Genomic DNA, 12288 nt, shown 5'->3' with positions numbered 1-12288 from the left:
GATGGAAACAAATAAAATATCAGGCGCAGAAGCCGTTATTAGATGTCTATTAGCAGAAGGAGTAGATTTGGTTTATGGTTACCCAGGTGGTGCGATTATGCCTGTTTACGACGAATTGTATAAGTTTAAAGATGAATTGCATCATGTGCTTGTGCGCCATGAGCAAGGTGCAACGCATGCTGCTCAAGGATTCGCTAGAGCAACAGGAAAAGTGGGTGTTGCTATCGCTACTTCGGGACCAGGAGCTACAAACTTGGTCACAGGGATTGCTGATGCGCAAATAGATTCTACACCAATGGTATGTATTACGGGTCAAGTTGGTAAACATTTGCTAGGATCAGATGCTTTTCAAGAAACAGATATTATTGGCATTTCGACTCCAGTGACGAAATGGAATTACCAAATTACAGAAGCTTCTGAAATTCCAGAGATTATGGCAAAAGCTTTTTATATTGCTAGATCAGGTCGTCCAGGCCCAGTATTAGTTGATATTACTAAAAACGCTCAGTTTGATTTACTTGATTTTAGCTATAAAAAATGTACAGGAATTAGGAGTTATGTTGCGGTACCCAAATTAAAATTGGGTAAAGTAAAAGAAGCTGCTACTTTAATTAATAATGCTAAAAAACCACTGATCGTTTTTGGACAAGGAATTATTTTGGGTCAAGCTGAAGCATTATTCAAGGAATTTGTTGAAAAATCAGGTATTCCTGCAGCGTGGACAATTTTAGGCCTTTCTGCTTTGCCTACTGATCATCCTTTAAATGTTGGAATGTTAGGAATGCACGGAAATTATGCTCCTAATATGTTAACTAATGAATGCGATGTGCTTATTGCGCTAGGAATGCGTTTTGATGACCGCGTAACTGGAAATTTAGAAACGTATGCTAAGCAAGCAAAAGTAATTCACTTTGATATTGATCCATCAGAAATTGATAAAAATGTAAAAACTGAGGTTGCAGTTTTAGGAGATGTAAAAGAATCATTAGCTGCCTTGCTACCTTTAATCGAGAGTAAATCACATGCAGTTTGGCATGACGAATTCAAGAGATTATATAAAATTGAATGTGAGAAGGTAATTAACGAAGAACTTGCACCTACAAATGGTAAAGGAATTTCTATGGGTGAAACGATAGAAATGATCAACAAACATTCAAAAGGAGATGCTATTATGGTATCTGATGTTGGGCAACACCAAATGTTTACTTGTCGCTACTCGAAGTTCAATCAATCTAAGAGCAATGTAACATCTGGAGGATTAGGAACGATGGGATTTGCTTTACCAGCAGCTATTGGTGCAAAAATGGGAAGACCTGATCGTGAAGTAGTCGCTATAATAGGTGACGGTGGTTTCCAGATGACAATACAAGAATTAGGAACTATTTTTCAAACTAAAGTTCCTGTGAAAATTGTGGTACTTAACAATGAGTTTTTAGGAATGGTACGCCAGTGGCAACAGTTATTTTTTGATAGAAGATATGCATCTACCGAAATGACCAATCCTAATTTTGTAGCTATTGCTGAAGGGTATTATATTAAAGCTAAAAAAGTAACAAAGAGAGAAGATCTTGATGCTGCAGTCGCCGAAATGATGGCGTCAAAAGAGTCTTACTTTCTAGAGGTTATGGTTGAAAAAGAAAATAATGTATTCCCAATGATACCTACAGGAGCGTCAGTTTCGGATATCAGATTAAGTTAATAATATGGAAAATCAAACATTCACAATTTCTGTTTATTCAGAAAACAACGTTGGATTGCTTAATAGAATATCAGGAATATTCTTAAAGCGTCACATTAATATATTAAGTCTAAATGTTTCAGAATCAGAGATTGAGACTGTTTCTCGTTTTATTATTGTTGTCAATACAACTGAAAAATGGGTGCAAAACATTGTAGGTCAAATAGAAAAGCAAATTGAAGTAATTAAAGCATTTTATCATATAGATGATGAAACTATTTTCTTAGAAAATGCTTTATTTAAAATAGAGTCGAGTTTATTATTTGATGAAAGACAAATCCAGAATATCATTAAGGACAGTAACTCAGAGATTGTCACTGTTGCAAGAGACTTTTTTGTGATTTCAAAATCAGGAAAACGTTCTGAGATTGAGGAGTTGTACAGCAGGTTAAAACCCTATGGAATTATGCAGTTTGTACGTTCCGGAAGAATATCTATTTCCAAAGAAAAAATGGAAATTTCAGCATTATTAGAAGAATTAAAACAAAGATAAAAATAAAAAAAATGGCAAATTATTTCAATTCATTACCACTAAGATTACAATTAGAACAATTAGGCGTTTGCGAATTCATGGATCAATCAGAATTTGTTGATGGAATAGCAGCATTAAAAGGTAAAAAAGTAGTAATTGTTGGTTGTGGAGCTCAAGGTTTGAACCAAGGATTAAACATGAGAGACTCTGGGTTGGACATTTCTTATGCATTACGAAAAGAAGCAATTGATCAAAAAAGAGCTTCTTATATGAATGCTGCAGATAACGGTTTCAAAGTAGGAACTTATCAGGAATTAATTCCTACAGCTGATCTAGTTTGTAACCTTACGCCAGACAAACAACATACGGCAGTTGTAACCGCAATCATGCCACTAATGAAACAAGGAGCTACATTAGCGTATTCTCATGGTTTTAATATCGTAGAAGAAGGAATGCAAATTCGTAAAGACATCACCGTTATTATGTGTGCGCCTAAATGCCCAGGATCTGAAGTTCGTGAAGAATATAAAAGAGGTTTTGGTGTGCCAACATTAATTGCCGTTCACCCAGAAAATGATCCTAATGGAGACGGTTTTGCACAAGCAAAAGCCTATGCAGTAGCTACAGGTGGTCATAAAGCTGGAGTTTTGAATTCTTCATTTGTTGCCGAGGTAAAATCAGATTTGATGGGTGAGCAGACTATTCTTTGCGGAATGTTGCAAACAGGTTCTATTTTATGTTTTGATAAAATGGTAGAAAAAGGAATCGAACCTGGATATGCTTCAAAATTAATTCAGTACGGATGGGAAACAGTAACAGAAGCCTTGAAACATGGTGGAATTACAAACATGATGGATCGTTTATCTAATCCTGCTAAAATTGAAGCGTACAGACTTTCTGAAGAATTAAAAGACATTATGCGTCCGTTGTTTCATAAACACATGGATGATATTATCTCTGGCGAATTTTCAAAAAACATGATGATTGACTGGGATAATGATGATGTTAATTTATTGACTTGGAGAGCCGCAACAGCCGAAACTAATTTCGAAAAAACTCCAGCTCAAGAAGCGCCAATCTCTGAACAAGAGTATTTTGATAATGGTGTATTGATGATTGCTATGGTAAAAGCAGGTGTTGAATTAGCTTTTGAAACAATGACCGAATCTGGAATCATTGCAGAATCTGCTTACTACGAATCATTACACGAATTACCTTTGATTGCAAATACAGTAGCGAGAAAGAAACTATACGAAATGAACAGAATCATATCGGATACGGCTGAATACGGTTGTTACTTATTTGATCATGCTTGTAAGCCTTTGTTAACTGATTTTATGAAAACAGTAGAAACAAATATTATTGGTAAACCTTTTTCAAACTCAAACAGCGTTGATAATGCCGTTTTAATTGCAGTAAATAGAAGCATTAGAGTACATCCAATTGAAGAAGTAGGTGAGTGGTTAAGAGCGTCAATGACTGCTATGAAAAAAATAGGATAAATTAAGAAGAAATAGGAATTGCCACACATGAGGTGTGTTGAAATGACACCATGCATTGATTTCAATATTTTGAATTAGTAAAACAACATAAATTTAAAAAATGCATAGGGTTGCTCATTACATTCACTTAGTTTATTAGTAAGCTAAGTGAAGTAATTCCTTTATTAAAGGTTGTCTATAATTTGTTTCCGTTAAAAATTATAAAAAAGGCAGAGTTCCCTATGTCGTTAAAATAATAGTTATAAAGGAAATTGATAATCCCCAATATTGCGGATAAAAGGGGTGTTTTTCTTTAAAGGCTAAATTAATTGTTAGAATAATTGTTAAATTTAAAAGGCGAAATAGATATTCTATTTCGCCTTTTTTACACGCATTCGTTAAGAAAATAATTCATTTTATTAATTTTTCATTCTAAGGTGGATTTCGCTATTAAAAATGTATTTTTTCATAGGAATTTATAATTTAAATAATTTTAAGAATCGGGAGAGTTTTAATATATTTATAAAAAATTAAAAAGCATGAGTTACTATAAAGTCGATAATTTAGAACAATATTTCAAACATTATAACAAATCTGTTAGAGAACCTAGAAAATTTTGGGGTAAGATCGCCGAAGAAAATTTTACTTGGTACCAACAGTGGGATAAAGTTGTCGATTTTAATATGGCTGAAGCAGATATAAAATGGTTTACTGAAGCAAAATTGAATATTACAAAAAATGCTATTGATCGCCACCTAAATAAGAGAGGCGAAAAAACGGCAATCATTTTTGAACCAAATAATCCAGAGGAAGCGGCATTGCATATAACATACAATGAATTGCATCAAAGGGTTTGTAAAATGGCTAATGTGTTGCGTGAGCAAGGCATTAATAAAGGAGATAGAGTTTGTATTTACTTGCCTATGATTCCTGAATTAGCCGTTGCAATTTTAGCATGTGCAAGAATTGGAGCAATACATTCTGTAGTCTTTGCAGGTTTTTCTGCTTCGGCTGTAGCCAATAGAATAGTAGATAGCGAATGTAAAATGGTAATCACCGCAGATGGTGGTTTCCGCGGAAATAAAACAATCGAATTAAAAGAAATAATTGACGAAGCATTAGAAAAATGTCCTTCTGTCGAAAAAGTTTTGGTAGTTAAAAGAACCAATACTACTATTAAAATGATTGATGGTAGAGACCAATGGTTGCAACCGTTATTAGAGGAAGCTTCTGATAACTCTGTAGCTGAAATTATGGACGCCGAAGACCCATTATTTATACTTTATACTTCTGGTTCTACCGGTAAACCTAAAGGAATGGTGCACACTACGGCTGGTTATATGGTGCAAACAGCTTATACTTTTAAAAACGTATTTAATTACGAAGAAAATGATATTTTCTGGTGTACTGCTGATATTGGTTGGATCACGGGACACTCCTACATTGTATACGGACCATTATTGAATGGAGCTACCACCGTTTTATTTGAAGGAGTTCCATCTTATCCTGATTTTAGTCGTTTTTGGCAAATTATCGAAAAACATAAAATAACGCAATTTTATACGGCACCTACTGCTATTAGAGCTTTGGCCAAAGAAAACTTAGAGTACGTAAATAAGTATGCTCTTAAATCATTAAAAGTGATTGGGTCAGTAGGCGAGCCTATTAATGAAGAAGCTTGGCACTGGTTTAACGATCATGTGGGAGCCAAAAAATGTCCTGTAGTTGATACATGGTGGCAAACAGAAACCGGCGGAATCATGATTTCTCCAATTGCTTTTGTTACACCTACGAAGCCTACGTATGCAACGCTACCTTTACCAGGGATCCAACCTGTTTTAATGGATGACAGACGTATTGAAATTGAAGGAAATCAAGTAGTAGGAAGTTTGTGTATTAAGTTTCCTTGGCCAGGAATTGCAAGAACAATTTGGGGAGACCATCAACGCTATAAAGACACTTATTTTACAGAGTTCCCTGGGAAATTTTTTACTGGTGACGGTGCTTTACGCGATGAAGTGGGCTATTATAGAATTACTGGTCGTGTAGATGACGTAGTAATAGTTTCTGGACATAATTTAGGAACCGCTCCTATTGAAGACGCTATTAATGAACACCCAGCAGTTGCTGAGAGTGCTATTGTAGGTTTCCCACATGATGTAAAAGGAAAAGCATTATACGGTTACGTAATATTGAAAGAAACAGGAGAAATAAGAAATAAAGAAAATCTTTTTAAAGAGATTAACCAGCATATTTCTGACCACGTAGGACCTATCGCTAAATTAGATAAAATTCAATTTGTTTCAGGTTTGCCTAAAACGCGCTCGGGAAAAATTATGCGTAGAATTCTTCGTAAAATAGCCGAAGGAGATTTTTCTAATTTTGGAGACACATCTACTTTATTAAACCCTGAAATTATTGAGGAAATAAAGAACGAAAGAAAATAATTTTTGGCTTTTAATTCTGCCAAATGTTAAACTGCTTCCTAACCGAAGCAGTTTTTTTGTTTTGCGTCAATAAGTATGAATGAAATAACTTAAATTAGGCCTTATGAAACAAACTAATGCTATCGTAATTGTAGGTGGTGGATTAGCAGGTCTCACTGCTGCCATTCATTTAACTAAAGCTGGATTAGATGTTCTTTTGATCGAAAAAAACGAATATCCTAAGCATAAGGTTTGTGGCGAGTACATATCGAATGAAGTGATACCATATTTCAATTGGTTGGGTATTGATATTCTAAAATACAAGCCAACGATAATTGATAAATTGCAATTTTCAACAGCAAATGGAAGTTTGATTAACTGTGAATTGCCTTTGGGTGGTTTCGGAATCAGTAGGTATTTATTGGATGCTATTTTATATAAAAAAGCAATTGCAAATGGTTGTAAAATAATTCAAGACACTGTCGAAAGTTGTACTTTTTTAGAAAATGAGTTTACTATTACAACATCAAAAAACACTGTTTTTAAGTCCGAAATTGTATTGGGAGCTTTTGGAAAACGCGCTAATATTGATGTTAATTTGAATCGGGATTTTATTCAAAAAAAATCGAATTGGCTAGCTGTAAAGGCACACTATTCTGGTGATTTCCATGATGATCTTGTGGGTTTGCATAATTTTAATGGTGGTTACTGTGGGGTTTCTAAAGTTGAAAATAACAGTATTAATATTTGCTATTTAGCAGATTATAAGACATTCAAAAAATATAAGAACATACAGGATTACCAAGATAAAAACATCATGTTGAATCCACACTTAAAAAAGATATTTTTAAACAGTACCTTATTATTTGAAAAACCTCTAACAATTAGCCAAATATCATTTGAGAAAAAAAAAATAGTTGATAATCATATTTTAATGATCGGAGATACAGCAGGTTTAATTCACCCTTTGTGTGGAAACGGAATGGCAATGGCCATACATAGTGCTAAAATAGCATCAGAACTTATTATTTATTTTTATAAGAGTAATACAACTAGTAGGTCTATTTTAGAAAAAGAATATGAAAAAAGTTGGAATACAAATTTCAAAAAGAGATTAAAAATGGGTCGGTTTCTAGCAACTATTTTGCAAAAGCAAAAACTAGCTAATGTGTTATTACGCATACTAATTGTTTTTCCTTTTTTATTACCTAAAATTATAAAAAGTACACATGGAAAACCTATTCTTATTCAAAAATAAATGGGCATAAATACAAAATTTAGAACTGATCAAGAAGAGATTATGGATGACTTTGCTTTAGAGGGTGAAGTTTTAAGAGCTACTTTGGATAAAATCGCCCAAATAAATCAATTTTTAGGCGGTAATAAATTAACGCTTTCAGGAGTGAAAAAATTATTAAAAAAAATAGCTGAAAATAATATAATCACAATTGTTGATGTAGGTTGCGGTAATGGAGATATGTTGCGCTTATTGGCCGACTATGGTAAGAAAAACAGCTTAAACTTTAATTTAATAGGTATTGATGCGAATAATTTCACTGCTAATCACGCAAAACAACTTTCAGAAAGTTACTCCAATATTTCCTATCGATGTGAAGATGTTTTTGAAACTGATTTTAAGAATTTAAAATATGATATTGTTTTATGTACTTTAACTTTACATCATTTTAAAGAGGAGGCAATTATAGAATTAATGAGTATATTTAATCAAAATGCAACGGTTGGAATTGTTATTAATGATTTGCAACGTAGCCTTGTTGCATACCGCTTATTTCAAGCTGTATGTTATGTTTTTCGGTTGAATGACATGTCAAGAGAAGATGGTTTAGTATCTATTTTGAGAGGGTTTAAGAAAGTTGAATTAGTAGCTTTTTCAAGAAAATTAAAATTTAAAAAGTATCAAATTAGCTGGAAATGGGCTTTTAGATACCAATGGATAATATCAAAAATATGAGTGTAAAAATAAATTCCGTTTGCAAACAATTGCCTAAATATTCAAGGACCACCGATGAAATAATGCCATTTCTGGACAATTGGTTAATGGGTCAGGAAGAGCGTTTCATACGGAAAGTAAAAAAAATATTTGAAGGAGCCGCTGTTGATAAAAGATATTCCATTATGGATCCTATTGAAGTTTTTACAAAAACCTCTTTTGAAGAGCGCAACGATATTTATACTCGTGAAGTTATCGATCTAGGCGAAAAAGTACTTACTAAAGCGTTAAAAAAATCAAACTGGAAACCTGAGGACTTAGATTATATTATTACAGTAAGTTGTACTGGAATCATGATTCCGTCACTTGATGCCTATTTAATAAATAAATTAAAATTAAGACAAGATATCATCCGACTTCCCGTTACTGAAATGGGATGTGCTGCCGGAGTTTCAGGAATTATATATGCCAAGAATTTTTTGAAAGCAAATCCAAATAAACGCGCCGCAGTGATTGCTGTAGAAAGTCCCACTGCAACGTTTCAGCTTGATGATTTTTCTATGGCAAATATTGTAAGTGCAGCCATTTTTGGCGATGGTGCTGCGTGTGTTTTATTGTCTTCTCACCAAAATGATGAGGGACCAGAAATTTTAGATGAAGCCATGTATCATTTTTATAACAACGAACACATGATGGGTTTTAAACTCACTAATTCAGGATTACAAATGGTTTTAGATATTGAAGTTCCTGATACTATTGCATCGCATTTTCCAGCGATAGTGCATCCTTTTCTCGCTAAAAACAATAAAATAATTGAGGATATAGATCATTTAATTTTCCACCCTGGCGGCAAAAAAATTGTACAAACTGTAGAAGCACTATTTTCTGATTTAGGTAAGAATATTGATGATACTAAAGAAGTTTTGCGTTTGTATGGCAACATGTCTAGCGCTACTATTTTATATGTTTTAGAAAGAATTATGGATAACCAACCCAATAAAGGAGATATAGGGCTTATGTTAAGTTTTGGTCCAGGATTTTCGGCGCAGCGTGTTTTATTGCAATTTTAAAAGTTATTGAAGATGAATTCACAAGAAATATTAAATAAATTACCTTATTCAAAACCTTTTTTATTTGTTGATGAAATTAGTAAAATAGATGAGAATGGAGTGATTGGTTCATATACACTGCATGAAGATTCCTTTTTTTATAAAGGACATTTTAAAGACCATCCTGTAACGCCAGGAGTTATTCTTACGGAAGTTATGGCACAAATAGGGTTAGTATGTTTGGGGATTTATCTATTAAATGATGGTTTTAATTCATCTAGTTCAATTGCATTAACATCAACAAATATTGAGTTTTTAAAAGCAGTTTATCCTAATGAAAAAGTGATCGTAACTTCTGAGAAAATCTACTTTAGATTTGGTAAACTAAAATGTAAAGTTAGTATGGTAAATCAAGAAGGAGTTGCAGTTTGTACTGGAGAAATTGCGGGGATGCTCATTCAAAATTCTAAAAAAAATGAATAGAAGAGTAGTTATAACAGGACTTGGAGTTGTTGCTCCTAATGGTGTAGGATTGAAAAATTTTACTCATGCAATAAAGAATGGTATTTCGGGAATTAAGAAGGACGCTGAGTTAAAAAGATTGCAGTTTTCTTGTCAGATTTCTGGAAAGCCTGAAGTCTCTGATGAAAAAGCACTTGAATATTTTACTGAATTAGAAATGCGCAATTTTAATGCGACGGGAATTTTATACGGAGTAATTGCAGGAATAGATGCTTGGAAAGACGCTGGGCTCACTATTGAAAACAATGAAGATCCAGATTGGGAGAGCGGAACTATTTTTGGCACTGGTACTTCAGGAATTGATAAATTTCGCGAAAGCATTTATAAAATTGATGATTTTCAAACAAGACGCTTGGGAAGTACTGCGGTCGCACAAACAATGAATAGTGGTATTAGTGCCTATCTTGCTGGAAAATTAGGATTAGGAAACCAAGTCACAACAAATTCATCTGCGTGTACCACAGGAACAGAAAGCATCATGATGGCTTTTGATCGAATAAAATCTGGGCAAGCAAAACGAATTTTAGCCGGAAGCACAAGTGATTCAGGGCCTTATATTTGGGGTGGATTTGATGCCATGCGCGTCTGCACATTTAAACATAACGATAGTCCTGAACAAGGTTCTCGCCCCATGAGTGAGTCGGCATCTGGTTTTGTGCCTGGCAGTGGTGCTGGCGCATTAGTTTTAGAGGATCTAGAAGTTGCAATTGCAAGAGGAGCAAGGATTTATGCAGAAGTTCTAGGAGGAAATATTAATTCAGGAGGGCAGCGTGGTTTAGGTTCTATGACTGCGCCAAATCCTATTGCTGTAAAAAAATGTATTGTAGATGCAATGCACAATGCTGGTATTAAAGCGAATGAAATTGATGCTATAAACGGACATTTGACAGCTACATCAAAAGACAGTTTAGAAATTAAGAATTGGACCGAAGCATTAAATCGAAAAGGAAATGATTTCCCCTATATTAACTCCTTGAAATCATTGGTTGGACATTGTTTATCAGGTGCAGGAAGTATAGAAAGTGTAGCTACAGTTTTGCAATTACATGAGGGGTTTATTTTTCCAAATATAAATTGTGCTGATTTACATCCTGAAATTAATGCTATGATAGACAAAAGCCGAATTCCGCAACAAATGATTGAAACACCCTTGACGATTATTGCTAAAGCTAGTTTTGGTTTTGGAGATGTTAATGGCTGCGTGATTTTTAAAAAATATACAACTTAAATTATTAAACATGAATAGAGCTATTATAATCGAAGAGTTGAAAGACATTGTCAAACCGTATGTAAATAATATGGAAGCGTTTGACACAATGAATGAAGGTACAGATTTTATCAATGATTTAAGTATCAATTCGGCTAATCTTGTTGATGTTATTTTAGATATAGAAGATCTTTATAATATTACAATTGATAATGAATCAATGGAGAAAATGATCGATGTTAAAGCAACATTATCGATTATTGAAGAAAAATTAGCGACTAAATAAAGATTAACTAATTATTGAAGTAAAGTATGTTAAGTTATTATTATATTGATTTTTAATAATTATTTATGATAGGAAATGATATTATAGATTTGGCTTTGGCCAAAAAAGAAAGTAATTGGAATCGTCCTCGATTTTTACAAAAAATATTCACAGATTATGAACAGTCTTTAATTTTAAAATCTGAAAATCCAGAGATTATGGTTTGGAATCTTTGGAGTAGGAAGGAAGCAGCTTATAAAATATATAATCGAGAAACTGGAATACGAGCTTATATTCCGTTACAATTGATTTGTAATTATCAAGATATAAAAAGTGGAGAAGTTCACTGTAATGGTACTGTTTATTGGACAAAAACGACAATTAAAAATGATAAAATTCATACAATTGCTGTAACAAATAAGGAATATTTTAATCAAATAATTGATTTGTCAAATAGAAACTTAGTTTTAAAAAATAAGGGAATACCTTATTTAATAAACCCAATAACTAAAGAAAAAAATCTTGTTTCAATAAGTCATCATGGCAGATTTAAAGCGATTATTTCATTAGCATTATGACTATTTTAATCCCAATCTAGATTTTAGCTTTAAAAACAATAATGAAATTCGGTAGGCATCTTCAGCAGAGGAATTACGATCTCTAATAGGCATTTTGAATGCTTCTGATAATTCATCCAATGAAAACTCTTTGTCAGTTATATCCTGAAGTTTGCGATACATAATATCAATGTCAAGAGCTTCATTTTTTAATCTTCCACATTCTAATTTTTCTAACGCAGCATTAATCATTTCAACATCAAAATCAACATGATGCCCTACGATTACAGCGTTTCCTAAGTATTCAATCAAATTTTGAATAGCTACTGGTTCGCTTAATTTTTCCATTTTACTTTCAATAATAAATTCATTTGAAAGTTTATTATCATGAAAATATTTATACTGCAACAATATGTTTTCAAAACTATCGCCAATCAGTATACTATCATCTACCACAGCAAAAGCAGAAATTGTAAGAATAACATCTTCTTTTGGATTCAATCCAGAAGTTTCTATAGAAAGGATTACATACCTATTGGACTTTTTACCAAATTTAGCCAAGTAATTCTTGTAAAATTCAGGATACTCTTTATTAATATTTTTAAGCCAGTCTAGCATAA

Annotated in this window: 12 protein-coding genes; 11 read left to right on the top strand and 1 reads right to left on the bottom strand. The window is 33.2% G+C overall.

Translation table 11 applies throughout. From position 1 onward, the window contains the following. Position 1 precedes the first annotated feature (1 nt). From ilvB to HNP99_RS05995, 11 genes are all read left to right on the top strand, one after another. Positions 2-1699, top strand: a complete 1698-nt coding sequence (gene ilvB, locus HNP99_RS06045) for a biosynthetic-type acetolactate synthase large subunit (protein ID WP_173852330.1) — start codon at positions 2-4, stop codon at positions 1697-1699. A 4-nt stretch (positions 1700-1703) separates the two neighbouring features. Continuing rightward, positions 1704-2231, top strand: coding sequence for an acetolactate synthase small subunit (ilvN, locus tag HNP99_RS06040; protein WP_173852328.1), 528 nt, complete (start codon positions 1704-1706; stop codon positions 2229-2231). A gap of 11 nt (positions 2232-2242) precedes the next feature. After that, positions 2243-3712 (top strand): ketol-acid reductoisomerase, encoded by a 1470-nt coding sequence (gene ilvC / locus HNP99_RS06035; protein ID WP_173852326.1) that lies wholly within the window; start codon positions 2243-2245, stop codon positions 3710-3712. Between the two features lie 518 nt (positions 3713-4230). Beyond that, entirely contained in the window at positions 4231-6138 is a 1908-nt protein-coding gene (acs, locus tag HNP99_RS06030) for an acetate--CoA ligase (protein WP_173852325.1), read from the top strand. A 103-nt stretch (positions 6139-6241) separates the two neighbouring features. Then, on the top strand, positions 6242-7375 hold the full coding sequence (locus tag HNP99_RS06025) for an NAD(P)/FAD-dependent oxidoreductase (RefSeq protein ID WP_173852323.1): 1134 nt from the start codon (positions 6242-6244) through the stop codon (positions 7373-7375). Further along, positions 7376-8089 (top strand): methyltransferase domain-containing protein, encoded by a 714-nt coding sequence (locus HNP99_RS06020; protein WP_173852321.1) that lies wholly within the window; start codon positions 7376-7378, stop codon positions 8087-8089. It abuts the gene before it with no gap. Then, the gene (locus HNP99_RS06015; RefSeq protein ID WP_173852319.1) at positions 8086-9138 is read left to right on the top strand and encodes a type III polyketide synthase; all 1053 of its coding nucleotides are present in this window, start codon (positions 8086-8088) and stop codon (positions 9136-9138) included. Before HNP99_RS06020 ends, HNP99_RS06015 begins: the two co-directional genes overlap by 4 nt. A gap of 12 nt (positions 9139-9150) precedes the next feature. Continuing rightward, positions 9151-9600, top strand: coding sequence for a 3-hydroxyacyl-ACP dehydratase FabZ family protein (locus tag HNP99_RS06010; RefSeq protein WP_173852317.1), 450 nt, complete (start codon positions 9151-9153; stop codon positions 9598-9600). After that, positions 9593-10867, top strand: a complete 1275-nt coding sequence (locus HNP99_RS06005; RefSeq protein ID WP_173852315.1) for a beta-ketoacyl-[acyl-carrier-protein] synthase family protein — start codon at positions 9593-9595, stop codon at positions 10865-10867. Before HNP99_RS06010 ends, HNP99_RS06005 begins: the two co-directional genes overlap by 8 nt. A gap of 10 nt (positions 10868-10877) precedes the next feature. Next, a complete protein-coding gene (locus tag HNP99_RS06000) occupies positions 10878-11132 on the top strand; it encodes an acyl carrier protein (protein ID WP_173852313.1) in 255 nt (84 codons plus the stop codon). 65 nt (positions 11133-11197) lie between these two features. Next, positions 11198-11689 carry a 4'-phosphopantetheinyl transferase family protein gene (locus HNP99_RS05995; protein ID WP_173852311.1) on the top strand — a complete coding sequence of 164 codons (492 nt, stop codon included), beginning with the start codon at positions 11198-11200 and terminating at the stop codon, positions 11687-11689. On the opposite strand, the gene HNP99_RS05990 is transcribed toward HNP99_RS05995, so the two are convergent. Continuing rightward, positions 11690-12286, bottom strand: coding sequence for a 3'-5' exonuclease (locus HNP99_RS05990; protein ID WP_173852310.1), 597 nt, complete (start codon positions 12284-12286; stop codon positions 11690-11692). Positions 12287-12288: the final 2 nt, after the last annotated feature.

The organism is Flavobacterium gelidicaeli, from assembly GCF_013294005.1.
Lineage (GTDB): Bacteria > Bacteroidota > Bacteroidia > Flavobacteriales > Flavobacteriaceae > Flavobacterium.
This window is presented reverse-complemented; position numbering and strand designations above follow the sequence as displayed.